This is a genomic window from Flavonifractor sp. HCP28S3_F3, assembly GCF_052065355.1.
GTDB lineage: Bacteria > Bacillota > Clostridia > Oscillospirales > Oscillospiraceae > Flavonifractor.
Map to the genome: position 1 here is coordinate 116,529 of NZ_JBQHUF010000004.1, position 24,942 is coordinate 141,470.

At 57.4% G+C, this 24,942-nt stretch carries 21 protein-coding genes, 2 tRNA genes and 1 pseudogene; 7 read left to right on the forward strand and 17 right to left on the reverse strand.

Features of this window, described 5'->3' with window-relative positions; translation table 11 throughout:
* From ACTNB1_RS05775 to ACTNB1_RS05795, 5 genes are all read right to left on the reverse strand, one after another.
* Nucleotides 1–711 carry a PHP domain-containing protein gene (locus ACTNB1_RS05775; protein ID WP_441168312.1) on the reverse strand — a complete coding sequence of 237 codons (711 nt, stop codon included), beginning with the start codon at nucleotides 709–711 and terminating at the stop codon, nucleotides 1–3.
* A gap of 31 nt (nucleotides 712–742) precedes the next feature.
* Complete coding sequence (locus ACTNB1_RS05780) at nucleotides 743–1,072, reverse strand: DRTGG domain-containing protein (protein ID WP_441168313.1); 330 nt, start codon at nucleotides 1,070–1,072, stop codon at nucleotides 743–745.
* A gap of 68 nt (nucleotides 1,073–1,140) precedes the next feature.
* A complete protein-coding gene (locus tag ACTNB1_RS05785; protein WP_441168314.1) occupies nucleotides 1,141–2,466 on the reverse strand; it encodes a [Fe-Fe] hydrogenase large subunit C-terminal domain-containing protein in 1,326 nt (441 codons plus the stop codon).
* A gap of 34 nt (nucleotides 2,467–2,500) precedes the next feature.
* A complete protein-coding gene (locus tag ACTNB1_RS05790) occupies nucleotides 2,501–2,926 on the reverse strand; it encodes an ATP-binding protein (protein ID WP_441168315.1) in 426 nt (141 codons plus the stop codon).
* A complete protein-coding gene (locus ACTNB1_RS05795) occupies nucleotides 2,913–3,269 on the reverse strand; it encodes a DRTGG domain-containing protein (RefSeq protein WP_441168316.1) in 357 nt (118 codons plus the stop codon). Before ACTNB1_RS05795 ends, ACTNB1_RS05790 begins: the two co-directional genes overlap by 14 nt.
* A gap of 244 nt (nucleotides 3,270–3,513) precedes the next feature.
* Here ACTNB1_RS05795 and serC point away from each other — a divergent pair, with 244 nt between their 5' ends.
* A complete protein-coding gene (serC, locus tag ACTNB1_RS05800; RefSeq protein ID WP_441168317.1) occupies nucleotides 3,514–4,599 on the forward strand; it encodes a 3-phosphoserine/phosphohydroxythreonine transaminase in 1,086 nt (361 codons plus the stop codon).
* A gap of 326 nt (nucleotides 4,600–4,925) precedes the next feature.
* Entirely contained in the window at nucleotides 4,926–6,095 is a 1,170-nt protein-coding gene (locus ACTNB1_RS05805; RefSeq protein WP_441168318.1) for a phosphoglycerate dehydrogenase, read from the forward strand.
* 59 nt (nucleotides 6,096–6,154) lie between these two features.
* Here ACTNB1_RS05805 and ACTNB1_RS05810 read toward each other — a convergent pair whose 3' ends face one another.
* Nucleotides 6,155–8,398 carry a 5'-nucleotidase C-terminal domain-containing protein gene (locus ACTNB1_RS05810; protein WP_441168319.1) on the reverse strand — a complete coding sequence of 748 codons (2,244 nt, stop codon included), beginning with the start codon at nucleotides 8,396–8,398 and terminating at the stop codon, nucleotides 6,155–6,157.
* 180 nt (nucleotides 8,399–8,578) lie between these two features.
* Nucleotides 8,579–9,700 (reverse strand): peptide chain release factor 2, encoded by a 1,122-nt coding sequence (gene prfB, locus ACTNB1_RS05815; RefSeq protein ID WP_441168320.1) that lies wholly within the window; start codon nucleotides 9,698–9,700, stop codon nucleotides 8,579–8,581.
* A 371-nt stretch (nucleotides 9,701–10,071) separates the two neighbouring features.
* On the opposite strand from prfB, the gene ACTNB1_RS05820 reads away from it, so the two are divergent.
* The 5 genes from ACTNB1_RS05820 to ACTNB1_RS05840 all read left to right on the forward strand — a co-directional run bounded on the left by ACTNB1_RS05820 (nucleotide 10,072) and on the right by ACTNB1_RS05840 (nucleotide 17,713).
* Nucleotides 10,072–10,158: transfer RNA gene (locus tag ACTNB1_RS05820), tRNA-Leu, on the forward strand.
* Between the two features lie 3 nt (nucleotides 10,159–10,161).
* A tRNA-Met gene (locus tag ACTNB1_RS05825) sits at nucleotides 10,162–10,238 on the forward strand.
* A gap of 591 nt (nucleotides 10,239–10,829) precedes the next feature.
* Nucleotides 10,830–13,262, forward strand: a complete 2,433-nt coding sequence (locus ACTNB1_RS05830; protein WP_441168321.1) for a LuxR C-terminal-related transcriptional regulator — start codon at nucleotides 10,830–10,832, stop codon at nucleotides 13,260–13,262.
* A gap of 94 nt (nucleotides 13,263–13,356) precedes the next feature.
* A complete protein-coding gene (locus ACTNB1_RS05835; RefSeq protein WP_441168322.1) occupies nucleotides 13,357–13,605 on the forward strand; it encodes a hypothetical protein in 249 nt (82 codons plus the stop codon).
* A 391-nt stretch (nucleotides 13,606–13,996) separates the two neighbouring features.
* On the forward strand, nucleotides 13,997–17,713 hold the full coding sequence (locus tag ACTNB1_RS05840; RefSeq protein WP_441168323.1) for an S-layer homology domain-containing protein: 3,717 nt from the start codon (nucleotides 13,997–13,999) through the stop codon (nucleotides 17,711–17,713).
* Nucleotides 17,714–17,801: 88 nt separating this feature from the next.
* On the opposite strand, the gene ACTNB1_RS05845 is transcribed toward ACTNB1_RS05840, so the two are convergent.
* The 10 genes and pseudogenes from ACTNB1_RS05845 to ACTNB1_RS05890 form a co-directional block, all read right to left on the reverse strand.
* Nucleotides 17,802–19,382 carry a recombinase family protein gene (locus tag ACTNB1_RS05845; RefSeq protein ID WP_441168324.1) on the reverse strand — a complete coding sequence of 527 codons (1,581 nt, stop codon included), beginning with the start codon at nucleotides 19,380–19,382 and terminating at the stop codon, nucleotides 17,802–17,804.
* Nucleotides 19,375–20,676: a recombinase family protein gene (locus tag ACTNB1_RS05850; protein WP_441168325.1), complete on the reverse strand. Its 1,302-nt coding sequence runs from the start codon at nucleotides 20,674–20,676 to the stop codon at nucleotides 19,375–19,377. Before ACTNB1_RS05850 ends, ACTNB1_RS05845 begins: the two co-directional genes overlap by 8 nt.
* Nucleotides 20,661–20,972: an SHOCT domain-containing protein gene (locus ACTNB1_RS05855; RefSeq protein WP_441168326.1), complete on the reverse strand. Its 312-nt coding sequence runs from the start codon at nucleotides 20,970–20,972 to the stop codon at nucleotides 20,661–20,663. The genes ACTNB1_RS05850 and ACTNB1_RS05855 overlap by 16 nt, the downstream gene beginning before the upstream one ends.
* The gene (locus ACTNB1_RS05860) at nucleotides 20,890–21,291 is read right to left on the reverse strand and encodes an RNA polymerase subunit sigma-70 (RefSeq protein WP_441168327.1); all 402 of its coding nucleotides are present in this window, start codon (nucleotides 21,289–21,291) and stop codon (nucleotides 20,890–20,892) included. The genes ACTNB1_RS05855 and ACTNB1_RS05860 overlap by 83 nt, the downstream gene beginning before the upstream one ends.
* A gap of 545 nt (nucleotides 21,292–21,836) precedes the next feature.
* Nucleotides 21,837–22,109 (reverse strand): annotated as a pseudogene (locus ACTNB1_RS05865) (VRR-NUC domain-containing protein); the annotation flags it as partial.
* A 50-nt stretch (nucleotides 22,110–22,159) separates the two neighbouring features.
* On the reverse strand, nucleotides 22,160–22,822 hold the full coding sequence (locus tag ACTNB1_RS05870) for a hypothetical protein (RefSeq protein ID WP_441168328.1): 663 nt from the start codon (nucleotides 22,820–22,822) through the stop codon (nucleotides 22,160–22,162).
* Nucleotides 22,822–22,980 (reverse strand): hypothetical protein, encoded by a 159-nt coding sequence (locus ACTNB1_RS05875; protein WP_441168329.1) that lies wholly within the window; start codon nucleotides 22,978–22,980, stop codon nucleotides 22,822–22,824. The genes ACTNB1_RS05870 and ACTNB1_RS05875 overlap by 1 nt, the downstream gene beginning before the upstream one ends.
* A 172-nt stretch (nucleotides 22,981–23,152) precedes the next feature.
* Nucleotides 23,153–23,623, reverse strand: coding sequence for a beta-ketoacyl synthase N-terminal-like domain-containing protein (locus tag ACTNB1_RS05880; RefSeq protein ID WP_441168330.1), 471 nt, complete (start codon nucleotides 23,621–23,623; stop codon nucleotides 23,153–23,155).
* A 1-nt stretch (nucleotide 23,624) separates the two neighbouring features.
* On the reverse strand, nucleotides 23,625–24,275 hold the full coding sequence (locus ACTNB1_RS05885; protein WP_441168331.1) for a CoA-transferase: 651 nt from the start codon (nucleotides 24,273–24,275) through the stop codon (nucleotides 23,625–23,627).
* A gap of 12 nt (nucleotides 24,276–24,287) precedes the next feature.
* On the reverse strand, nucleotides 24,288–24,941 hold the full coding sequence (locus tag ACTNB1_RS05890; RefSeq protein ID WP_441168332.1) for a CoA transferase subunit A: 654 nt from the start codon (nucleotides 24,939–24,941) through the stop codon (nucleotides 24,288–24,290).
* Between the last annotated feature and the right edge of the window lies 1 nt (nucleotide 24,942).

The following is a 24,942-nucleotide window of genomic DNA, read 5'->3' on the forward strand; positions in this document are numbered from 1 at the left end:
TTACTTTCTCCCGGACAGCCAGGCCAGCACAGCTTCCGGGGTGGGTTCGGGCAGGTCCATGCTGTGCTCAGCCCCCCACACCTGCTCCAGATAATGGGCGTCGGAGTTGGTAACAAAGCGCAGGCCGGCCAGGTCGGGCCGCTGGGTAAAATCCGGCGGACAGCGGTGGGACAGCTCGGCCAGAGGGAACCCCAGAGACGGGTCCCACAGACCCAGCACCCCCAGCAGGGAAAAGGACGGCCGGTCGATATGGGCGGGGAAGGCGAAGCCGCCGTAGGATGCCACCAGGGCGGGCACCTCCTCCAGGGAGATGTCGGTGCTGGCCGCCAGCATCCGCTCCTCCTCTCCCAGGATAGTATCCTCCGCGTCCATGTAGATCTGCCGGCCGAAGATCTCCGGATCGTTGGAAAAAGGCGGCAGGTGCTCAGCCACACAGGCGCTGAACTGCTCCGCGTGCTCCGGGTTGGGAAACAGGCAGACCACATGGATATCCTCCTGGGTGCACAGCTCCATCCCCGCCAGAGCCAGCAGACCCCGCTCCCTGGCTGCCTGACAGAAGGCGGCACAGTTGCCGCAGGTGTTGTGGTCGGTAAGGGCTACGATATCCAGCCCCGCCAGGGCGCACATGGCCGCCAGGTCGGCAGGGGTCATCTCGTCGCTGCCGCAGGGCGACAGGCAGGAATGGAGGTGGAGATCATAATAAAACTTCACAGATACCGCCCCTCCTTTCCGGTCAGTCCGGTCATTTCAGGCAGCCTCCCAGGCGGCAGGCGGCGGTATAGGTGTCCTCTCCGGTGCCCAGCAGGGTCACTTCCTTCTCCTCCGCCCGGCGGAGCAGATCGGCGTCGGGCTCCACCCCTTCGGTGAGCACCACACAGGCCACGTCGGCCATCAGGGCCACCGCCGCCACGTTCTGGTTGGACATAATCGTCAGCCAGGCGCAGTCCTGGCCGGCCCGGCCCATCACCCAGCTCAGCAGGTCCCCGGCGTAGCCCCCCGTCACCGGTCGGTCCGGGTCCGCCATGTGGAAAACCTTCCAGCCCAGCGCGTCCTTCAGCTGTGTTACCGTCATGTTCCGTTCCTCCTCTTATGGTATGAAACAGGCCGCCATGACACGTCTCCGGTCAGGCGGCCTGTGGCTTATCTTCTGGATGTATCGGTCTGGCACCGCCGGAAGGGTGGCGGCAGATAGTCGTCCGCCTCTTCCTTGCCCGCCATGGTGCGCATCCGCTCCCGGACCTTGAAGATGCAGTCGTCCACGGACGCCCGGCCCAGCACCACGTCCTCCGCAAAGGCGTGGCAGGAGGGCGCTCCGCAGGAGCCGCAGTGGAGCCCCGGCAGGTGGGACTCTAGCTCCTGGATCCGCCGCTGCTTGCTGATGGCCATCTCCCGATCGTGGTCCAGCACGAAGGTGGGCAGGTATTGCAGCTGCTTATCCCGCCGGACAATGTCCCGTTCGGCTCCCTCCAGGGTGAACCGGTTGCGGGACACGGGCTGACCCTTCATCAGGCCCTTCATCCGCATCTTGGCGCCGTAGGGGTTTTCTACCGTGAAGCAGCCCCCCACGCACCCCTGGGTGCAGGCGGACAGCTCCAGAAAGTCGGCCTCGGGCAGGCGGCCGTCCTCGATCTCCTCCAGCATCTGGATCACGTTCTCGATGCCGTCCACCGCTACGCAGCGCTCGCCCAGACGGGCGGTGCTCTCACCGCCGCAGGAGGCCCAGCCCAGGCCCATGATGCCGGCGGAGGCCATGGGCTCCACCTCCTCCAGCTCCCGCATGGGACCCAGCAGCCGCAGGTAGATATCCCGGATGGCAAAGGCCCCGTCCAGCACCGGCTGGCTCAGGCCCTCGGACACCCGGGCGGCGGTCACCTTGGAGGAGCAGGGCACGATGGCGAACACGCCGATGCGCTCCGGAGGCAGGCCGGTCTCCTCCGCCGCCTCCCGACGGGCCAGGATGGCCGCCAGCTCCATGGGCAGGATGGTGTCCGCCACATGGTCCATCAGCTTGGGGAAGCGCATGCGGATGAGCCGCAGCACCGTGGGGCAGGAGGACGAGATCCGGGGCGTCACCGCCGGAGGTCCCTGCTTGATGGACTGCCGCTCGTAGTCGGAGAGCATCTCGGCGGCCTTGGCCACCTCATACACCTTGTCAAAGCCGATCTTCAGCAGGGCGTTGAGCACCACGTCCACGTTGTCCAGGTGGTGGAACTGGCCGTACAGCGCCGGCTCCGGCAGAGCCACGCAGTATTCGTACTCCTTCAGAATGTCCATGCTGTCGCCCACCGACTTGATGGCCTTGTGGGGACAGACCCGAATGCAGTTGCCGCAGTCGATGCAGCGGTCGGGCAGAATGGTGGCCTTGCGGCCCCGGACCCGGATGGCCTCGGTGGGACAGCACTTGATGCAGGAGGTACAGCCCCGGCAGCGCTTATGATCCATGACCACGGAATGTCTCATTGCCATGTGCCGCACCTCCCTTCCTTGCCTGAATATGCGCTCACTGCGGAATCTTGATACGCACCGTTACGGTGGTTCCCTTCCCCAGTTCGGTCTCAATGGTCATTTCATCAGAATAGCGCTTGATATTGGGCAGGCCCATACCGGCGCCGAAGCCCAGCTCCCGGGCGGTCTGCCCGGCGGTGGAAAAGCCCTCCTGCATGGCCTGGGCCACGTCGGGGATACCGGGACCGGTATCCTGCATGCGGATCACGATCTGATCGGTATCCACCTCCACCTCGGCCTGACCGCCGTCGGCGTGGATGACCATGTTGATCTCGCCTTCATACATGCAGATAGACGCCCGGCGGATCACATCCTGAGGCAGTCCCAGCTTCTTCAGGGTCAGCTTCATCTTGCTGGAAGCCTCTCCCGCTTCGATGAGGTCGCCGCCCTCCACAGGGTATACCAGTTTAATCGTCTCCATCGCAGTTCCCTCGCAATCCATTGTAGTAAAGCAGGCCGCAGGCCTCGTACATCCGCTTGGGGCTGGTCATCACCACGATGTCCCGCTCCCTGGCCAGATCCACGATGCTCTGCCCGGGCACCTTGCCCCGGACGAAGATGATGCACTTCATCTCCAGCATGTCCGCCGTGCGGACCACCTGGGGGTTCACCAGTCCCGTCAGCAGCAGCGCCTGATTCTTCACATAGGCCAGCACATCGCTCATAAAGTCGCTGCCGCAGGCGGAGATTACCTCCCGGTCCAGGTGCTCCTCCCCCCATAAAACCTCGGCGTTCAAAATTCGTTTGATTTCGGACAGCCGCATCAGTCTCTCTCCTCTCCCCCCATGGGGAAACTAAACTCTCAATTCAAAAGCATTGTATCATAAATGTCCTTTCAGTGCAAAGGGTTCGTTGAAACATTCACAAAGTTTTTCCCCCACAGCCTCCGCTTTTGGTCATTCCACGCTATTGACAGTTCTATACTTTGTTGGCTATAATGGTCTTTATCCAAGTAAAGTGTGTTCGTCCCACGTGGATACACAAAATAGAAACGAGGAGGCCATCATCATGGGAACCCAGCGCGTGTACAATTTTTCCGCAGGTCCGTCTATGCTCCCCCTGGAGGTTCTGGAGCGTGCCGGTGCAGAGATCACCAACTATCAGGGATCCGGCATGTCCGTTATGGAGATGAGCCATCGATCTAAAGTGTTCCAGAAGATCTTTGACGACACCCAGGCCAAGTTCCGCAAGCTGCTGAACGTGCCTGAAGGATATAAGGTCCTCTTCCTGCAGGGCGGCGCCTCCACCCAGTTCTCCATGGCGCCCCTGAACCTCATCGGCAAGACCGGCAAGGCCGACTACGTCGTCACCGGCAACTTCTCCAACATCGCCTACAAGGAGGCCAAGAAGTACGGCCAGATCAACCTGGCCGCCTCTTCCGCCGACAAGAACCACACCTACATCCCCACCCAGGATCAGATCACCCTGGATCCTGAGGCCAGCTATTTCTACTACTGCGCCAACAACACCATCTACGGCACCGAGTGGCAGTATGTGCCTGAGACCAACGGCGTGCCCATCGTGTGCGACATGTCCTCCGACATCCTGTCCCGCCCGGTGGACGTGAGCAAGTACGGCATCATCTTCGCCGGCGCCCAGAAGAACATGGCGCCCGCCGGCCTCACCGTGGTCATCATCAAGGAGGAGCTGGCCGGCAACGAGCTGCCCTACACTCCGCTGATGATGAACTACAAGACCATGATCGACAAGGATTCCATGTACAACACCCCGCCCTGCTGGTGCATCTACATGCTGGGTCTGGTGCTGGACTGGCTGGAAGAGCAGGGCGGCATTCCGGGCATGGAGGCCATCAAGCACGGCAAGGCCCAGATGCTGTATGATGTCATTGACAATTCCAAGCTGTTCACCTGCGCCGTGGAGCCCGGCTCCCGGTCCGACATGAACGTGGTCTTCCGCACCGGTAATGACGAGCTGGACGCCAAGTTCGTCAAGGAGAGCGTGGAGGCCGGCTTTACCAATCTGAAGGGCCACCGCTCCGTGGGCGGCATGCGCGCCTCCATCTACAACGCCATGCCCACCGAGGGCGTGGAGAAGCTGTGCGACTTCATCAAGGCTTTCGATAAGAACAACTAACAATACGCAACTGCCGGCTGACCCCCGGGGCCCCGCAAAGCGGGGCGCGGCTTATGCCGCGTACAAGCATTTTGGCCCTTGGCCAAAATCTTGCCGCAGGGCGGATTCACTCCGCCCAAGGAAGTCAAATCCGGGGCCCCCGCAAAAGGCCTGCCTTTTGTGGGGCAAAGCTGTGCGACTTCATCAAGGCTTTCGATAAGAACAATTAAATATCGGGGTCCCCGGCAAAGCCCAGTGAAACGGGTTTGCCGGGGAGAGGACGAGTACCGGAATGATTGAGTTTTCGCCGCCAGGCGGAAACGAAAGATATGGAGGTTACGAGGACGATGTTTCGTATCAAAACTCTGAATAAAATTTCCCCTGCGGGACTGTCCGTGCTGGACCAGACCCGCTATTCCATCAGCAGCGACGTGGAGAACGAGGACGGCATTCTGGTCCGCTCCGCCGACATGCATGAGTATCAGTTCCCCGACGCCCTGCGGGCCATCGCCCGGGCGGGCGCGGGCACCAACAATATCCCCACCGACCGCTGCTCCGAGGCTGGCATCGTGGTGTTCAACACCCCCGGCGCCAACGCCAACGCGGTAAAGGAGCTGGCGGTGTGCGGCCTGCTGCTGGCCTCCCGGAAGATCACCGAGGGCAACGCCTGGGTCAAGGCCCAGCTGGCCGAGGGCGCCGATGTGGAGAAAGTGGTGGAAAAGGGCAAGAGCCAGTTCGTAGGCCCGGAGCTGTCCGGCAAGATGCTGGGCGTCATCGGCCTGGGCGCCATCGGCGTGCAGGTGGCCAACATCGCCACCAAGCTGGGCATGACCGTGTTCGGCTACGATCCCTTCCTCAGCGTGGACGCCGCTCTGTCCCTGTCCCGCCTGGTGCACCGGGCCATGGACCTGGACACCATCTATAAGAACTGCGACTACATCACCATTCACGTACCCCAGACCCCCGAGACCAAGGGTATGATCAACGAGGGCGCCATCCACATGATGAAGGGCGGCGTACGCATCCTGAACCTGGCCCGCGGCGGCCTGGTGAACGACGACGACATGCTGGCCGCTCTGGAGTCCGGCAAGGTGGCCGCCTACGTCACCGACTTCCCCAACAACAAGATCCTCCAGGGCAAGAACGTCATCGCCATCCCCCACCTGGGCGCCTCCACCCCCGAGAGCGAGGAGAACTGCGCCGTTATGGCCGCTCAGCAGCTGCGTGACTACCTGGAGAACGGCAACATCAAGAACTCCGTCAACCTGCCCACCCTGGTGCAGGAGTGGAGCGGCGTGTCCCGGCTGTGCATCATCCACCGGAACGTGCCCGGCGCCATCGCCAACATCACCGGCATTCTGTCCAAGGACGGGGTCAACGTGGAGAACATGACCAACAAGTCCAAGAAGGACTACGCCTACACCATCGTGGATGTGGGCAGCCGGGTAGGCGACAACGTGGCCGACGAGATCCGTGCCCTGGACGGCGTGCTCCGCGTCCGCCTGCTGAATCATTAAACCAAAACAAATTAAAAAGGGACGCCGCTTATGCGGCGTCCCTTTTGTTATGCGGTTGATTACGCAGCAGCGGGAAGCTGCTCGGCCAGGAACCCATCGAAGTTCATCAGCAGCTGGGCGAACTCAGCGCGGCTCAGCTGGCTGGTGGGCATCAGCTCATGGTTCTGGTTGCCGGTCATCAGCCCGGCGTAGTAGCAGAAGGTCATGCCCATCAGGTCGGGCTCGGGGATCTTGTCGTAGTCGGGCACCTTGTCCTTCATGGAGCCGTCGTCGGCGGGAGCCTCAATGCCCTTCCAGGCGGAGTAGTCGGCAAAGATGCGGGCCACCTCGGAACGGGTAGCGGCACGGTCGCCCTCGAAGGTGCTGCCGGCCACATACAGGCCCTGCTCAGCAGCCCAGTTGATGCAGTCAGCGTACCACTGACCCTCGGTACCGGCAACGGTGGTCTCCTTCACGGCGGGCTTGCCCTCCATGTTGTAGAGCATCTGGTACACGCTGGCCACGGTGACGTTGGCGGCGGGGCTGAAGCTGGAGCCGTTGGTGGTGCTCATCAGGCCCTCGGCGGTGACGTAGCGGACAGCCTCGGCATACCAGGCGTTGAAGTCGGTGTCGGCGTATAGCACCTTGATGCGGCCGGCGGGAGCGGCGTAGCCGGTGACCTCGCCGTTCTCAAAGGACTGGACATAGTTGGCCAGGACCATGTAGTCCTCCATCACGTAGTCCAGCACGTTGACGGCGCCGTCAAACATAGCGAAGCCGTCGCCCAGGTCCCGCAGGGTGTAGTTGTAGCCCGCCAGGTTGTAGGAAGCGGTCAGATCCAGAGCCTCATACTCGCCGGTCTCGTTGTTGAGCACCTGCACGTCCTTCACACGGTACTCGCCGGTGGGGCCGCCGGTCCACACGCCCTTTTCGTCCTTCTGGACGGTGGAGGGGATGGAGGTGTCAATGGTGTACTTCAGGCCGGAGACGTGGAGGAAGCCGCCGTTTTCAGCGGGAGCGTCCTTGGCGCCCCACTCCAGGGCATCCAGGATCTGCTGGCCGGTAACGGTCTGCAGGCAGGCCACGTTGCCGAAGGTGTGGATCTGCTTGCAGGTCAGGTAGGAGATATCGCCGGTGATGGCCTCGTTGCGCACGCCGCCGCCGTTCATGATGGCCACGTCCACATCCAGGTCCATGTTGTCAAACAGGTAGTACAGAGCGTCGGCGGCAAAGTCGCCGGTGTTGGTCTCCTGGCTGCGCACCAGACGGGTGCCGTCGGCAGCGTAGTTGTCCAGGGTGTCGGAGATGTGGCCGATGACCTCGCCCAGCTGGTTGTCCACCTCGGTGACCCAGGCGTCCTCAATGGCCTTCACATCCGCGTCGGGGGTGAGGTCCGCCAGGTCCTCGCCGGTGAGCAGCTCGGTGGTGATGGTGCCGTCAGCGGCAATGGTCATCTTGCCCACAGCGTTCAGATAGGAGCCGGTCTGGCTCAGCACCACGGTATCGCCGGACTTGTCGGTCACTTCCTTCATCTCCACGGTGGAGTGGGAGTGGCCGTCGATAAAGGCGTCCAGGCCGGTGGTGTTGGCGATCACTTCTTCAGAGGTCCAGGGCTCGGAAGCGGGGTCGTCGCCCAGGTGGCCCAGACCGATCACATAGTCGGCCTCCTTGGAGGCGGCGTCAATGGCCTTCTGCACCGCGGCATACAGGGCGGAACCGTCTTCGCCGCCGGCGATGCCGTAGATGTAGTCGCCGTTTTCATCCTGGAAATAGGCAGGAGTGGACTTGGTGAAGGACTCAGGAGTGGTGACGCCCACAAAAGCCACCTTCACACCATCCACCTCAAAGACCTTGTAGCTGTCCAGCACCGGATCGCCGGCCACGCCGTCCTTCTCATGATAGAAGTTGCAGGACAGATAGGGGAACTCAGCCCACTCGATGGCCTGCATGCACCCCGCCATGCCGTAGTCAAACTCATGGTTGCCCAGAGTGGCCGCGTCATAGCCGGCGGCGTTCATCAGCTTCAGGATGGTCTCGCCCTTGTCCAGGGAGCCGTAGGCCGTGCCCTGGATATGGTCGCCGGCATCCACCAGCAGAGCGTTGTCATAGCTGTCCTTCAGGGCAGCCACCTTGGAATAGGTCAGGCCGTTCTCATTGCCCTCCCCCACGTTGTTGTCGATGTAAGTATGTACGTCATTGGTATACAGAACCACGACGCCGTCTTCGTTCCCGGTCTCCTCAGCCGCGGAAGCGGGCAGCGCCAGAGCGCACACCATCGCTGCTGCCAGCAGCAGAGACAGGAACTTGCCTGCCTTTTTCTTCATCCTTCATACCGCCTTTCCTTAGCATATTTTGGGTCTGATTGACTCGTGTTAATGGTAACAAATTGTAACCAAAATTACAAGCGCTTCCAAAGAAAAGATGGTGTAAATTTGTATAGATTCTGCAAAGAAAAACAGAGGGAGCCGCCTATTTTTGTAGCGGCTCCCTCACATTTCCAGATTTTATTTTTCCGCCCAGTTTCCGGTGGCCTCCGCCTTCAGGTAGGCGTTGATGAACCCGTCCAGATCGCCGTCCATGACGCCGTTGACGTTGCTGGTCTCATAGCCGGTCCGGTTGTCCTTCACCAGCTGGTAGGGCATGAACACGTAAGAGCGGATCTGGCTGCCCCACTCGATCTTCAGCTGCACGCCCTTGATGTCGGAGATCTTCTCCGCGTGCTGCTGCATCTTCAGCTCCACCAGCTTGGCCCGCAGCATCCGCAGACAGGTGTCCTTGTTCTGGAACTGGCTGCGCTCGGTCTGGCAGGACACCACGATGCCGGTGGCGTGGTGGATCAGTCGGACGGCGGAGGAGGTCTTGTTGATGTGCTGACCGCCGGCGCCGGAGGAACGGAACACCTGCATCTCGTAGTCCTCGGGCCGGATCTCCACGTCGGCGTCCTCGGGCAGGTCGGGCATGACCTCGATGGCGGCAAAGGAGGTCTGCCGCCGGGCGTTGGCGTCAAAGGGAGACACACGCACCAGCCGGTGCACGCCGTGCTCGCTGCGCAGATGGCCGTAAGCGTTCTCACCTTCAATGAGGATGGTGGCGCTCTTCAGGCCGGCCTCGTCCCCGTCCAGATAGTCCAGGGTCTTGCAGGTAAAGCCGTGGCGCTCCGCCCAGCGGGTGTACATCCGGAAGAGCATCTGGGCCCAGTCCTGAGCCTCGGTGCCGCCGGCGCCGGCGTGGAAGGTCAGAATGGCGTTGGAGTTGTCATACTCCCCGGTAAAGAGCGTGGACAGCTTGGCCTCTTCAATGGCGGACTCCAGCTTGGCAAAGCCCTCTTCCACCTCGGGCACCAAACTCTCGTCCTCCATCTCGTTGCCCAGCTCGCACAGGGTCATCAGATCCTCCCACTGGGTCTTGCGCTTCTCCTGGCCCTCGATCTTGTCCCGCAGGTTCTTCACCCGCTGCTGGACCTTCTGGGCCTTCTCCAGGTTGTCCCAGAAGCCGTCGGAGGCGCTCTCCGACTCCAGCATCTCAGCCTCCTGACGGGCAGCGTCCAGGCCCAGGGCCTGATCCAGATCGTCCAGCTCCGGCCGCAGGTTATTGAGCTTCACCTTATATTCGTCGAACTGTAACATGTATTTCCACACTCATTTCCATAAAATAGCCCTACTATTATATCCAACAGCGGCAGGAATGTAAAGTGCGGGCATCAAAAAACCGCCGGTCGGCGGCGGTTTTTTATCGGTCGCTGGCTGACCAGCTCTGGTCGGCACAGAAGATCAGATCATCCACGTCTCCCTTGGGGTCGGTATGGGGAACCGTTTCGTCATAATGGCAGCCTCTCATAGGGGGTCCTCCTTCCTGCGTGATGTACACATCAGTATATGTCAACGCCCCCGGGAGATGTGCACGATTCCCGTCGCTGAAAAAATGAAAATTTTATCTTGACAAGAGCAGCCCTATGTGGTATTCTAGTTGAGCACTTACGAGACTGGATGCCCTCCACGCCGGAGTGGCGGAATTGGCAGACGCCCGGGACTTAAAATCCCGTGGGAGTAATCCCGTGCCGGTTCGATCCCGGTCTCCGGCACCATATCGCGGGATAGAGCAGCTTGGTAGCTCGTCGGGCTCATAACCCGGAGGTCGGAGGTTCAAATCCTCCTCCCGCAACCATAACTGGACACCAATTTTGATACAATGGGTATCGAAGCGGGTGTCCAGTTTCTTTTTGTAAAAGCCCCTGTTTGCAAGGGTTTTCCTATACGATTTAACGAAAGCAGGCTCTACGGTAACCGAGAAATGGTCACCGTGGAGCCTTTTCAGTTTTCCCCCGCTAAATCTTTTAACGAAAGGTCTGTGGGGTGTGCACTTTGAGCCAAGGGGTGTGCACTTTTTCATTATCCCTTCAGTTTCTTTTTTCTTCAAATCAAGAACAATCCGTCAGTAACAATTAACTCCGGATTCTTGAAAAAATGAGGATGTTCGCATATAATATATTATATATGGTTATGTCGAACAGAACGACGCAGCGTATGAAAGGTCAGCTCTCTATACGGGAAGCTTCCTGCAAATAGGGCATATCAGAGCGCCGCGTCAATTAGTATATATCGCAGGGGTGCGTTCCGGGAACAGAACGCTTCGGGCGCTCCCGGGCAATTCCTGAGGATGCGAAAAAGCCGTCCGTCCCGCGAGTAAAATAAGCCGGAGGTGAACACCATGCCAAAATAGAAATGGAATCTGAACACCATCTACATATCCGAGCGCTTGCAGGAGAGTCTGCGGCCCATCTCCCGCTGTGCCCTGACTGCGGTGATCGCGTCCATGGGCTACGGCAAGACCACGGCGGTAAACTGGTATTTGGAAGAGCGAGCCAGAGCAGAAGCGCCGCAGATCATCCGTGTCAGCGTGTACTCCGACAACCTCGCTATCTTCTGGAAGAGTGTGCAGGACGCTTTTGCCCGGGCGGGCTTTGACTTCCTGCGGGACTACGCCTGTCCCACGGATACTGCCGGAGGGGGACTGCTGGCAGACGATCTCTGCCGCGAGCTGGCGGGGGAAACACCCTGCTACCTGTTCATCGACGATTTCCACCTGCTGACGGACAATCGCGTCTCTCGTTTTCTCTGCACCCTTGCAAACCGCCTGCCCGGCAATGTGCATCTGATCGTTGCCAGCCGGGATCGTTTCCTGCCCGCCGCGGAGGTCGTCCGGTTGGGAAACAGGGTATATCAAATCGGCACGGAGCAGCTGCGGCTGAACCACACGGAGCTTGCCATTTATGCCCACCGCTGCGGAGTCGGCCTCTCCGATGCACAGGTGGATTCTCTGCTCTATTCCAGTGAGGGCTGGTTTTCTGCTGTCTATCTGAATCTTCGGACGCTTTCCGAGCGCGGTGCGCTGCCCGACCGTAACTCCGACATTTACGCCACCTTCACCGCCGCCATGATCGACCCGCTGCCGGAAAAGCAGCGGGAATTTCTGGCAGTCATGGGTCTTGCCGATGAATTCACTGTGGAGATGGCCCGTTTTGTCACCGAGGACGCTGACGCGGAAAAACTGTTGGCGGTGCTGACCGCCAAGAACGCCTTCGTAACCTGCCTGCCGGACGGCGTGACCTATCGCTTTCACCACATGATGAAGGAGTGTGCCGAGCGCACCTTCCTGACACTGACGAAAGAGAAGCAGGTGCGCTGCCGTGAATGTTTCGGCGCATGGTATGAGGAGCATCAGCAGTACATACGAGCCTTGACCGCCTATCGGAAAAGCGGGGATTACGACTCCCTGCTGCGTGTTGTGGAAAAGGACGCAGGCATTCTGCTTTCCTCGCTGAACCCGCAGACGGTACTTGACACCATTGCGGAGTGTCCCGTTTACACCCTGAAAGCGCATCCTCTGGCGCTCCTTGTGCTGATGCGCAGCATGTTCAACTGGCGGAATATCCCCAAAATGCTGGAATTGAAGGAGCTTTTGCTGACCGCCATACGGGAGCAGCCCGAGATGTCCCCACAGGAGCGGGGCAACCTGCTGGGCGAGTGCGACCTGATCATGAGCTTCCTCTGCTACAACGACATCAGCGCCATGAGCCGTCTGCACCGCAGCGCCAGCAGCCAGATGTCCCGCCTTGCCATCAGCATACAGAAAAGCGGCGGCTGGACCTTTAACTCGCCGTCAGTTTTGATGATGTACTATCGCGCGCCCGGCGAGCTGCAAAGCGAGCTTGCAGAGATGGACGAGTGTATGCCCCATTACTATAAGATCACCGATGGCCACGGACAGGGTGCGGAAACCATCATGCGGGCAGAGGCATCCTTCATGCAGGGCCGTTTCACGGACGCGCATATCGAGCTGGAAAGCGCCTATGCCCAGATCGAGGGCAACGGGCAGGAGAACATGGCCCTGTGCTGTGATTTTCTGGCACGGCGGCTCTCCCTGCATATGGATATGGAGCAGCGCTATTCCTTCGAGGAACGCCGCGCGGCTCTGCTGGGCAAGCACAATGCCACATGGCTGAACATCTGGAGCGCCACAAGCGCCTATTATCACGCTCTGCTGGGCGAAACGGATAAAATTCCTTCTGTTTTTGCGGAGCATCAGCTCTCCACAATACATTTTCTGGCGCCGGGCAAGCCTATGATGGAACTGATCGAAAATCAGGTGTACCTCACGCAGGGTTCTTACGCCAAGGTCATCGGCCGCAGCGAGGGTCAGCTGGCCGTGTGCGAAGCTATGCACTACGCGTTGGTGGCACTGCACGTCCGCATTCAGGTGGCTGCGGCATACGAGTTGCTGGGCAAGCACCGGGAGGCCCGCGATCTGCTGGCCCAAGCTCTTGCCGACGGGTCGCCGGACGGTTTTGTCATGCCTTTCGTGGAAAATTACCGCTATCTGAAGCCCCTGCTCACGCAGGAAATGCAGGGCGGCCTTGTGCAAAAGATCGTGGAACTGGGTGAAGCAGCGGAACAGCGCAAAAACCACACTGGCCGGCCCATGGCTTTCGCCGCCCTGACGGAGCGGGAATATGAGCTCGTGCTTCTGATGGCGGAGCGCCTGACGAACCGCGAGATCGCGGGAAAGCTGTTTCTCTCCGAGGGCAGCGTCAAGCAGTACATCAACCAGATCTACTCCAAGCTGCATATCGAGGGCGATGCCCGAAGCAAAAGAGCGCGGCTGCTGGCGCTCCTTTCGCAAAAAACCTAACCTTTGGTTAATATTTTTTTCTTAACATCCACCATACAATCATTGTATGGTGGATGTTTTTATCTATGGAACCACTGAGGAAGGAGGGATACATTTGGGCCGAAGGTATCTTACAGCCGTCGCGCCGCTGCCGGACTACATTTTACAGGTGGATTTCGTGTCTGGGGCTCGTCTGCTGCTGGACATGAAGCCGTATCTCGATAAGATTCGGTTTCTCCCGCTTGCTGACCCGAAGGTTTGGGCCAGCGCTGTTACAAACGGCATCTTCGTCCGCTTCGGCAATGTGGAGCTGAGCCATGACGAGCTTCTCTCTATGGCGGAGCGGGAACACACCACCGAATAAATAGCCTCTCGGAATCTTGAGCAGCATTCCCGGCGAACCCAGAGGCGGACTATGGGAGGAGGCGGTCAGGCACAAAAAGCAAGGCGGCAGCCAAAATGGGCAATGTCCAACAGCACATCCGGCAGTCCTGCCGGATCGTCATAGTGGCTGCGCAGCTGCTCAACCACGATATTCTGGCAGGCCGCATGGCCGCCCGGATAAATCGGTAACGTTGAAATCGACCCCGTTCGCAAAAGTCATTTGGGCGTGAAACGCCTCACGTTTGAGGCCCTTTATCAAGTGCTTTTTGCGAAAAAAACGGGTGCTTTCAACAAAAACGGAACCTCCAAACCCAGTGTTTTCAATGGGTCGGAGATTTCGAAAGGCTATCATATAAAAAAGGAGGAACACCATGAAAAAACGAATATTCAGCAGCCTGCTTGCTCTCGTTATGGTACTGAGCCTGCTGCCCGCAACGGCCCTTGCGGTCGATGCCCGCTGTACCATCTGCGGGAAGGATGACGGCACGCACACGGCAACCTGCCGCTTCAACTGCCCCAATAGCTGCGACGTGAGCTACAACGGCACAGCGTATACCCACAGCAACACAAACTGCCCCTATAACGACAGCGATCTGTACTGCACGGAGTGCGGCTATTTGACGTACAACGCGGAGGAAGATGATTATTTCCACGCAGACGGATGCACCATCGGCTATCCGGATGAGAAGGAGGAGACCGGGGAAGACAATCCGCCCGCTCCCATTGCTCAGCGGTACATCGTCGACGGCGTTACATATTTCGGAGCGGACAGTAAGTACTTTGATAACAGCACCAGGCTGTTTATCCAGGATATGTTGTCCGCGAAAAACGATGTACTGGACGGAAAGTCTACGGCAGCGCTGTGGCAGTATCTGGCCTACTGCATCCAGGATGTCCAGGGCAGAGGCACAAACACCGGGAAATTCAAAACCCAGTTCGACAACGTGATTCCCTACGGACTGGCCTATAATACTGGCAGCACCGGCACTTATTCCGCCAATAGATCCAATGGAGACAACAGCTATAATGTCCGCTCCAGCGGACTTGTCTACGCGAACTCCATGTCCGCGGCGGCAGATGCCATGGAAGATCGGATGTTCTCCTGGTATCGGAATTCCGGCGGCGGCAGAAAAGACAAATATCGTGATAATCCCAGTGATGGCGCCATCAGGAAAAATGAGACGCTGTGGGACGACACCGAGCAAGGCGACGTCTACTGGATGGTGACCGGTGCGTACAAGACCAGCGGCACCAATAAAAAGGGCCACTATCAGGCGCTCGGTGCACTGTTCAGCGATTTTTCCGTCACCACGATCCTGCCAGAGGATAGCGGCGAATTCTATCAGTCTACCGAAATCGAGGATACGCCGGACAGTACCACCTACGCCTCCAGCGTGAAAAACATGACCGATGCACAGGTCAGCGCCCAGCAGGAGATCTCGAACACCACCTCCTCGACAGCCACCAGCGAGATCAACGGCAGCAAATCCTATGGCTTTGAGGAGAGCATCAATCTGGGCTACGAGGTCACGGCGCTGAACAGCAAGTTTAGTGTCGGGATCGGCTTTACCGCTTCCCAGACGATCGAAAACGGCTGGTCGGAGGAAAAGTCCTGCTCCGATGAGCAGACCACTACCTATAATGTGTCTGTGGAGCTTCCCCCCTACACCAATGTCATGATGAAGCAGACCTCCGGCAAGACGACTACGACCACGAACTACAACTGCCCCGTGGCGCTGAACTTCACCGTGACCATCGTGGAGTATACCCTGGATCCCAGCAGCAACAACGCAGCCTGCCAGACCCAGGTGCTGGCCACCTTCGGGGCCAACGCAAGGAAGGATCTCAATCAGCGCGGCGTGATCGAGTACACGCTGACCGATCCTAACGGCATCCGTTGGAGCGATCTGTACAATGCCCATAGTGAGTTGTGGAGCCTCGTTGAAAACAAGCTGACGGCCACCGCCCCCATGGCCTCTACCGGCGCGAAATTTACGGCCGTGTATAAGACCGTGAACAATGAAGTCAGCGGTCTTGCGCCGATCTACGCCCTCAGCACCGTCAAAACCGCAAAGGACATCATGGAGTACAATCTCTCCTCCGGCGAGTATCTGTATGTGGATCCCATCGAGCTGGAAGGTCTGAACGCCAAGAATGCGGCCTATTACGGCTTCAACCAGGATAAAGGCCACTGGACTCTGGTAGATGAGAACGGGGACCCGCTGACGGACAGTTCTGTCGCCAAGCTGGAGACCAATCCTGTGTCGGGTCATACCAAATTGATCGCCGGAGAGACTTCCGGTACCGTCTATTTGAAGTACATGATCAATGAGGATTGTTACGCAACGGCGGAACGTCCTACGGCCTGTACGAGAAATAGAGATTTGGCTTCCACAGCCACGATCGAGGTCAATGTCTCGGAGATTCCGTTTGACAAGGGAAGCATCCGGGTCAGCGGCACACTGAGCGGCATCGTCGGCGATCCTGCGAAGGCCATTGAGGGTACCGATGGTCTGACGGTCACCGTGGAAGACGGCACCGGTAAAGAAATCAGCCGCCCCGTTGTGTGGGAGGCCAAGGAACTGGCATCCAAGGGAATCAAGGTTGAGGACAACCAGATCTCCTTCACCAAGGAAGGCACCTTCCACGTCCGGGCAAAGACGGGAACTGTCTACTCTGAGTGGGTTGAAGTCACTGCATTGCCCGCCCGGGAACTGACTACGATCCAGATCCCGGAAACAGCCACCCTTGACTATAAGATTGCGACGATGCTGAACCTGGCTGATCTGACGATCAGCTATAAGGATCAGTACGGTGCGGACTGGGCTTCCATCCCCACCTTGACTTGGACCTGCAATGACGAAGGCGCTGCTATTGACGACAATGGTGTGCTTACGGTACCTTCCGCCGGTGTCTATACGGTAACCGCATCGGCCGAGGATATCACTTCCAATACCTTGACCATCACTGTTACGGACAGCAGCGCGACGATCGAATCCATGACCCCCACCACCAAGAGCCTCACCGCTTCCGGCGGCGATGTGGAATTTACGATCACGGGTACAAACCTGTCTGACGGTATTGTTGTAAAAGCAACGGACGAGATTACTGCTACCACGAGCGGAACCGACACGGAGCAAAAGGCCGTGCTGACTTTCCCCACCAACGATAGCACGACTGACGCTGTCACCTATACTGTCACCAACAGTCTGGATGATACCGTGACCGCGAGCGTAACGGTTGCCAAAAAGTCTTCTGGCAGCAGCAGTAGCGGCGGCGGCGGTTCCTCCGGCGGTGGCAGCGGTGTCAGCACCTATGCCATCACCATCGCAGAGACTGAGAACGGCAACATGACCGCTTCTGCCAGGACTGCAGCCAAGGACGATACCGTCACCCTGACGGTCACCCCCGACAAGGGCTACACCCTGGAGACCATCACTGTCACCGACAAGAACGGCAACAAGCTGAAGCTCACTGAGAAGGACGGCAAGTACACCTTCACCATGCCCGCCTCCAAGGTCACCGTGAAGGCCACCTTCATGGAGGACAACTCCATGCTGAACTTCTTCGTGGATGTCCCCGCCGACGCCTACTACTATGACGCGGTGCTGTGGGCTGCTGAAAAGGGCATTACCGGCGGCGTCGATGCTACCCATTTCGCACCCAACGCCACCTGCACCCGTGCCCAGGCCGTCACCTTCCTGTGGCGTGCTGCCGGCAGCCCCGCTCCCAAGAGCAGTGTGAATCCCTTCACCGATGTGGCTGAGGGCAGCTACTACTACGATGCGGTCCTGTGGGCCGTTGAGAATGGCATCACCAAGGGCACCAGCGACACCACCTTTACCCCCAACGCGAAATGCACCCGCGCTCAGATCGTCACCTTCCTGTGGCGTTCTCAGAAGTCTCCCGCCTCTGACAGCGTGAATCCCTTCACCGATGTGGCGGCTGACGCCTACTACAACACCGCAGTTCTGTGGGCTGCTGAAAACGGCATCACCGGCGGCACCAGTGCTACCACCTTCAGCCCCAACAACGACTGCACCCGCGCCCAGATCGTGACCTTCCTCTGGAGGGCGCTGACTGAGTAATCAAGGGCAATAAATAAGCAACACACCAACAAGGCGGTGGAAGAAATCAAATTCTTCCACCGCCTTGCTATATTTGGCATTCACTGCTTCAGAGCGTAGTTTTGATTTCCGTGCCGTTCTGGAAAACAAATGTGATTTGTCCATCCTTGTGAACGATGGCCTTTTCAACCATCACCGTCCAGATGGTGTCGTTCCAGTCGTGCATCACTTCCGGCTGTTTCTTGAGGGTGCGGATATAAAGTGCCATTTTCTTGTCCTGGTGACTTCGGGCAGTGCGTAGGCTTTGCAACCGCTCCAGTTCCGCAGCCGCCGTCTCATACCGTTTGACGAGAGCTTCGTACTTTTTGAGGTAGGCTTCCTGGGACTGCGCCGTGGATGCGTTTTCCTTGACTGCCGCCTTGACCAGTTCGGCAACCACCTGGGTTTCTTCAAGCTGCCGTTCAATGTCGGCATCCAGTGTTCCGAAATCCATCAGCCGCTCACGCCATGCTTCGCATTGCTTTATGATCTGCACCCGATCCTGCATCATCAGATTATAGGCTTTTATGAAAAGCCGTTGTATGGTTTCGGTGTCCAGTGCGGGGGTGTGGCAGCGTTCCTCGTTTGCGAATTTGCCATTGCACTGCCAAATAGTGCGGCGGTACTGGTCGGTGGAGTGCCAGACCTTGGGGCCGAAAAAGGCGCCGCAGTCCTCGCAGACCAGTTTGGCTGAAAAAACGCTCTTTCCACTGTAGGCTTTGCCCAGGGTCTTCCGTCTGGCGAACTCTGCCTGCACCTGCTCCCATTCGTCCGGCTCAATGATGGCGGGATGGCTACCCGTCACATAATACTGCGGAACTTCACCCTCGTTGGGCTTCATTTTCTTTTCCAGAAAATCCACCGTAAACTTCTTCTGGAGCAGTGCATCACCCTTGTATTTTTCGTTCTGAAGGATACTGGTGACCGTAGTCTTGCTCCATTTTGCTTTGCCACCCGGTGACGGGATGCCCAACTCCTCCAGGTACTTGCAAATGCCCGCCTGGGTCTTGCCCTCAAGGAACAGCCCATAAATCAGCTTTACGACCCTTGCTTCGCTCTCAACGACCGCAGGCCGTCCGTCTTCGCCCTTTTCATAGCCGAGGAAACGTTTGTACGGCAGATGCACTTTGCCATCGGAAAAGCTCTTGCGCTGTCCCCAGGTGATGTTTTCGGAAATGCTGCGGCTTTCTTCCTGTGCCAGAGAGGACATGATGGTGATGAGCAGTTCGCCCTTGCCGTCAAAGGTGTAGATGCCCTCTTTTTCAAAGTAGCACTCTACGCCGTTTTCTTTCAGCTTTCGGATTGTGACCAGGCTGTCAACCGTGTTTCTCGCAAATCGGCTGACCGACTTGGTAACGATGAGGTCGATCTGTCCGTCAAGGGCATCAGCGATCATCTCTTTGAACCCTTCACGGCGCTTGGTGTTAGTGCCGGAAATGCCCTCGTCCGTATAGACTTTTACGAACTCCCATTCCGGCTTGGATTGTATAAACTTGGTGTAATAATCAACCTGGGCTTCATAACTGGAGAACTGCTCATCGCTGTCGGTGGAAACACGGGCGTATCCGGCGACACGTCTTTTCCGTGTAGCCACCGAAGGCAGGTGCGTCAGTGGGTTTATGGTTGCGGGTATCATTGTAACTTTAGGCATTCTGGTTCCTTCTTTCCAGGGCTTTCTGACGGGCGGCTGCCTTCATCTCGTCCGTCCAACTTTGGCTGCGTGAGCGATCTTTCCATTTCCGTGTGACTTCCGAACCGTCATAAAAGCGGAAAATCAACACATTTTCATTGCAGACCAGAATGCTCTTTATCAGCCTGCGGAGTAATTCCTCTGGAAAATCCACCTGCCCAAGCACTTCTGCGGTCACTGCCTGCAGGGTTTCTTCGGGGATCTGCTTGGAAGCACAGGCAGCTTTGCCCATTGAATTGAATGTACCGCAGACCCAGACGGGACCCGTTTTCGTGACCTTGCGGCGATAATTCTTACCGCAGCCCTCGCAAACCAGAAGGCTTGTGAACGGGTATGTTTTCTTGGGTGTTGGCTTCTTGATGAACCGAGCTGCCCGTTGTGCTTTTTCTGCCTGCACCGCCTGAAAGGTCTCCATGTCGATAATGGCATCGTGGGCGTCCTCTGCGTGGTACTTCGGAAGTTCACCGTTATTGATGATGGTCTTTTTGGCAATGTGGTTCTCACGAAAGGTTTTCTGTAAAATCAGATTTCCCGTATAGGTGTAATTGCTGAGTATCTTGGAAATCACTGATTGACCCCATTGCTTTCCGAAGCGTGATGGAATGCCGTCCTCATTCAGCCGTTTGGCAATGGTAAGGTAGCCATCGCCGGAAAGGTACTCATCGTAAATGCGGCGCACAATGTCGGCTTCCTCTGGGATGATCTCGTACCGACCGTTCTTCAGCCGATATCCGAGCATGGCCCCGTTCCACGGCATCCCTTCCTCGAAGTTTCGCTTGATGCGCCATTTCTGGTTCTCACTGGCGGAGCGGCTTTCTTCCTGTGCGTAGGATGCCAGGATGGTCATCATCAGTTCGCCGTCGGAGCTCTGTGTGTGGATATTCTGCTCCTCAAAGAAAATGTCCACCCCCCAAGCTTTGAAGTCACGGACGGTCTGTAGAAGCGTGACCGTGTTTCGTGTAAAGCGGGAGATGGACTTTGTAATCACCATATCTATTTTTCCGGCACGGCAGTCAGCGATCAGTCTCTGAAAATCTGCTCTGGATTCTTTTGTGCCGGTCTTGGCTTCATCAGCATACACGCCGACATAGAGCCAGTCATCGTGATTCTGGATGAGGTCGCTGTAATAGCTGACCTGTGCAGACAGCGAGTGGAGCATTGCATCCTTGCCGCTCGACACACGGGCGTAGGCTGCGACTCGCTTTTTCTGTTCCAGTTTCGGTGGTTTTGGTACAATGGTTATTGTTCTGGGCATTTTGTCACCTCCTCGTAGTGTGACATATTACCTCTGAAACCATCGTATATCAAGTCAATCCCGCGATATAAACTACACGAAGATATTCCAAATTCCTCACGCTGCATTGTATCAATTATGGCGTAATCTTCCGGGGTTATAATCCCCAACGACAGCATCCGTTTTGCCTGGAGCATGGTTGCCAGGTAGTCTTCCAGTCTGGCACGATAGGCATCAGTCACAGCAGCCACACTCCTCTCCGAAGCGGTCGGCAATGTAGCACTCATGGCTGCAATATTTACGCCCTTTATTACCATACGCAGTGAACGGCTTACCGCAGTGAGCGCAGGTGTACTCATAAACCGCTTTCCGATCCACGCAGTCTGGGTGGCTGTTCCACCAGGCAGTCCGGCAAGCGTCCGAGCAGAACTTTCGGGGTTTCTGCTTGGGGATGATTTTTATCAGCTTTCCGCATTGCTTGCAAGCAACCGTATTCTTTGCCGTATCGCCCAGACCATTTCGGCGGCAGAATGAGCGTACTGTATTATCTGAAATACCGATCATCTCACCGATTTTTACATAGCCGATGCCCTGTAAACGCAAGGTTTTGATTTGTTTCCTCTGCAAATCCGTCATAGTGGGTTCCTCCAATCCGAGGGGGTTCCTCACTACCCACTGGAGGTGAACATGGCATTTGAACAGAAAAATTGCAAAAAAATAAGCCCACCGAAGAGAAATCATCTCCTCGATGGGCTTCGTGGTTAGTTAGGGATTTTCAGTTTCCAACCGCTGTAGATGACATTGGATGTCAGACCGTTCAGTTTCTTGATTTCCGGGTATCTGCTGCCTTTGCCAAGGTACAGAGCGGCAATATCCCAGAGGGTGTCACCCTTGACCACGGTGTGGACGCGGTAGTCAGCATCATCGGACTCGATGGCACCATCCACAGGATAGATAGCAACACCATCATTGGTGAATACATAGGTACCGGGGTTCTTGTCCGCTGCCGCCTTTGCATTGGCGAGAACACGGTAAGCGCCCACCTGGGACTTGCTGTCCTTCCAGGCTTTACGCACACGGTAATAGCCGGAAGTCAGCTTTTCAGGATAGGTCACCACAGGCTCGGAAGTGTCCTCTGTATCCTCTTTGACATCAGCGGTAAGCAGAGCCTTGACCTCGGCACGGAAGGTATCAAGAATTCCTCCGATCCGCTCTTTGCTATCCAGGACATAGACCCGAAATCCCAACCTCCGCAAGAGTGCGTGGCGGGAGGTCTGCAATGCCCGTGGCTTTTTCCCTGGGGCCTTTACTTCCACAAAAGCCATACAGCCACCGGGCAAAAGGACGATTCTGTCCGGCATCCCATCAAATCCAGGAGAAACGAACTTCGGACAGATGCCGCCCTGCTTTTTTACCATCAGCGTTAATTTTTGCTCGATTGCTTTTTCTCTCATAATGCTTTCTCCATTCGATTTTCTTAACTTGGGGTAGCGGTCTGTAATGGTCATTTACTAAAAGCGGTGTCATTGTCACCATACTTTTTGATGACGCGACCGGCAAAGCGGGACATGGTAGCATTACGGCTTCCTTCGGGAATGACCTGTGTGCCACCGTGAGAACCACCGGGCATATCCGCGTCAAAATACTCTGCGGACAGATACTCACTTAAGGTCATATCACCAGGGTACAGTTCGACCTCTGGGTTCACCGTTCCGAAAAAGAAACGGGCAGCATCCAGGGCTTTGGTATCGAAATACGGAAAAATGGTATTGACCAGTTTCTTCATTTCGCTGTATGCGGCGGCGTCCGTCATATACTCAATGGGAAACAGGACATGGAACTTGGGGCGAGCGGGTTTGCCGTTTTTCTCACGCATATTGAAGCGACTGTAGTGAACGGCAAAGGTAATGCCGGGGAAAGCCGCCTGAACATCAGCCGAAGTGACCCAATCGGCAGGGTTCTCGGAGTGGTCGTTGTCGCAGTCCACGGGCAGACAGTCCGAGCCGAGGAAATTATCACCGTTGCGGTAATTGTTCATGTACTCGGCGCAGACATAGTCGCGGCTGACCGCTTCCGCAAAACTGGCAGGATCGGTTACCTCGACTTTGTGGGGATAGGAGCAGTTGCTTGGGGCATTGATGAAATCTGCACTATACAGCGTGAACATCAGTCATGCACCTCCTTGGCACCGTCCTCCAGGGCTTTTGTGATAAACTTGAGCGCACGGATCATGGTCTCCAGTTCACAGTCGCCGCCGAGGAATAGTTCAAAACCCTCATCACCGTCTCGCCCCAAGGGATTAACACGGATATCGGTAGAACCCATATCCTCAATGCGGATGTAGGCTCGGCTGCCGTGACCACTGTCGCCACCCTGGAATCCATTGGTGCCTGCTTCGACTTCCAGGACATTGGCGCTGTAAATTTCTCTGGTGTAGGTGGTGATTTCTTATCGCTGAATTTGTCATACCACTTGACGGCAAATTCGCGGATTTGCTTCATATCTGCCACTGCAGCACACCTTCTTTCTCTATAGATGCAGTTCCTGTATCCAGGTCGGCACTGCGGTCCAGGGTCATGGGCAGGGCGGTCATGGACTCAATACCACCGGCCACCACGCAGTCCGCCTGGCCCGCCTCGATCTGCCAGGCGGCCAGGGCTATCGCCTGGAGGGAGGAGGAACAGAAACGGTCCACGGTGAGGCCGCAGGCAGTATAGGGCAGGCCGGCCCGGGCAGCCACCAGTCGAGCAGGGTTAAGGCCCTGCTTAGACTCAGGAATTGCGCAGCCCAGGAGCACATCCTCTACCAGGGCGGGATCCAGCTGAGGCAGTTTCTCCATCACACCCTTGAGGACCAGTCCTCCCATGTCGATGGGGTGCATCTCCCGCAGGGCACCTTTCTTTCCGGATTTTGCCACGGCAGAGCGGCCATAGGCCACCACTACCGTCTTACTCAGAGGTTTTGACATCTCACTCTTCCTCCATTTCAATGAGATTGGGGGCCACCAGAAGGGCAGGCTCCACCGCTGCCTGGATTTCCTCCACGGTATGGCCCCTACGGATCTCCGACAGGAGCAGCCCCTCCTTTCTTACATCAATGACGCATCGTTCTGTCACGATATGGTTTACACAGGCCAGGGCAGTGAGGGGGAAAGTACACTGGTTGACCACCTTGGGCACACCGTCCTTGCTCACCAGCTCCATGGCCACGATCACCTTCTGGGCGCCATTGCACAAATCCATGGCGCCTCCCATGCCGAAGGCACGGCCGGGAGAGGCCCAATTGGCCAGATCGCCTCTGGCGGACACCTGGAGGGCACCCAGCACAGTGGCAGCCAGCCGACCGGAGCGAATGACGCCAAAGGACATGGCCACATCAAAATCGCTGGCACCAGGAACGGGGATAAAGGGTACCCCGCCGGCATTGACAAAGCGCTCATTTTTCATCAGGCCCTCGCTCACGGTGGGGCCAATGCCGATGACACCGTTCTCTCCTTGAAAGAGCACCCCGTCGGCGGCATAGCTGCCGCAGAGGCTGGGGATACCGATGCCCAGATTGACCACGTCGCCAGGCTTAAAATAGGCGGCGGCCCGCTTAGCGATAAAGTTTCTGTTGTCCATGCGTCTGCCTCCTTACACCAGGATCATATCCACAAACACGCCGGGCACCTTTACCTCATCGGGGCCAATCTCCCCCAAGTCGCAGAAGTGATCACACTCCACGATAGACAGGTCGGCACAGGTAGCGATGATCGGATGCGAGGCATGACCGCTGCTTCCCCGGTAGGTAAGGTTGCCCAGGGGATCAGCCCGACGGCAGCGGGTAATGGCAACATCGGCGTGGAGGGCAGTCTCCAGTAAAAACTGTCTGCCGTCCACCTCAATGATCTGCTTGCCCTCCTCCACCACAGTACCCAGGCCAGTCCGAGTGAGGACGCCTCCCAGTCCCATACCGCCGCAGCGGAGCCGCTCAATGAAGGTCCCCATGGGGATCAGCTCTGCCTTCAGAGTACCGCTCTGGATACGGGCGTTGGTCAGGGGATTTGTGCCCACATGGGTGGTAATGATCCGGTCCACCCGTCCGGCTTCAATGAGGCGGCTGACCCCCATGTTGGGGTCGCTGGAATCAATAGAGTACACCGTCAAATGGCGGGCTCCGCTGTCCAGCACGCACTGGATCAGACGCTCGGGCATATATTGGTTGGTCTGGCCACCCACGGCGACGGTCTGGCCATCGCGAAAGCTGGCCACAATCTGTTCAATGGTACGCACTTTACTCAGTTCCATG

Excerpts from the sequence above, each read along its gene's own strand:
- ACTNB1_RS05780 (WP_441168313.1), bottom strand. The coding sequence starts at position 1,072 with ATGACGGTAACACAGCTGAAGGACGCGCTGGGCTGGAAGGTTTTCCAC.
- ACTNB1_RS05785 (WP_441168314.1), bottom strand. The coding sequence starts at position 2,466 with ATGGCAATGAGACATTCCGTGGTCATGGATCATAAGCGCTGCCGGGGC.
- ACTNB1_RS05790 (WP_441168315.1), bottom strand. The coding sequence starts at position 2,926 with ATGGAGACGATTAAACTGGTATACCCTGTGGAGGGCGGCGACCTCATC.
- ACTNB1_RS05795 (WP_441168316.1), bottom strand. The coding sequence starts at position 3,269 with ATGCGGCTGTCCGAAATCAAACGAATTTTGAACGCCGAGGTTTTATGG.
- serC (WP_441168317.1), top strand. The coding sequence starts at position 3,514 with ATGGGAACCCAGCGCGTGTACAATTTTTCCGCAGGTCCGTCTATGCTC.
- ACTNB1_RS05805 (WP_441168318.1), top strand. The coding sequence starts at position 4,926 with ATGTTTCGTATCAAAACTCTGAATAAAATTTCCCCTGCGGGACTGTCC.
- ACTNB1_RS05810 (WP_441168319.1), bottom strand. The coding sequence starts at position 8,398 with ATGAAGAAAAAGGCAGGCAAGTTCCTGTCTCTGCTGCTGGCAGCAGCG.
- prfB (WP_441168320.1), bottom strand. The coding sequence starts at position 9,700 with ATGTTACAGTTCGACGAATATAAGGTGAAGCTCAATAACCTGCGGCCG.
- ACTNB1_RS05840 (WP_441168323.1), top strand. The coding sequence starts at position 13,997 with ATGAAAAAACGAATATTCAGCAGCCTGCTTGCTCTCGTTATGGTACTG.
- ACTNB1_RS05845 (WP_441168324.1), bottom strand. The coding sequence starts at position 19,382 with ATGCCTAAAGTTACAATGATACCCGCAACCATAAACCCACTGACGCAC.
- ACTNB1_RS05850 (WP_441168325.1), bottom strand. The coding sequence starts at position 20,676 with ATGCCCAGAACAATAACCATTGTACCAAAACCACCGAAACTGGAACAG.
- ACTNB1_RS05855 (WP_441168326.1), bottom strand. The coding sequence starts at position 20,972 with ATGGTAATAAAGGGCGTAAATATTGCAGCCATGAGTGCTACATTGCCG.
- ACTNB1_RS05860 (WP_441168327.1), bottom strand. The coding sequence starts at position 21,291 with ATGACGGATTTGCAGAGGAAACAAATCAAAACCTTGCGTTTACAGGGC.
- ACTNB1_RS05870 (WP_441168328.1), bottom strand. The coding sequence starts at position 22,822 with ATGTTCACGCTGTATAGTGCAGATTTCATCAATGCCCCAAGCAACTGC.
- ACTNB1_RS05875 (WP_441168329.1), bottom strand. The coding sequence starts at position 22,980 with ATGGGTTCTACCGATATCCGTGTTAATCCCTTGGGGCGAGACGGTGAT.
- ACTNB1_RS05880 (WP_441168330.1), bottom strand. The coding sequence starts at position 23,623 with ATGTCAAAACCTCTGAGTAAGACGGTAGTGGTGGCCTATGGCCGCTCT.
- ACTNB1_RS05885 (WP_441168331.1), bottom strand. The coding sequence starts at position 24,275 with ATGGACAACAGAAACTTTATCGCTAAGCGGGCCGCCGCCTATTTTAAG.
- ACTNB1_RS05890 (WP_441168332.1), bottom strand. The coding sequence starts at position 24,941 with ATGGAACTGAGTAAAGTGCGTACCATTGAACAGATTGTGGCCAGCTTT.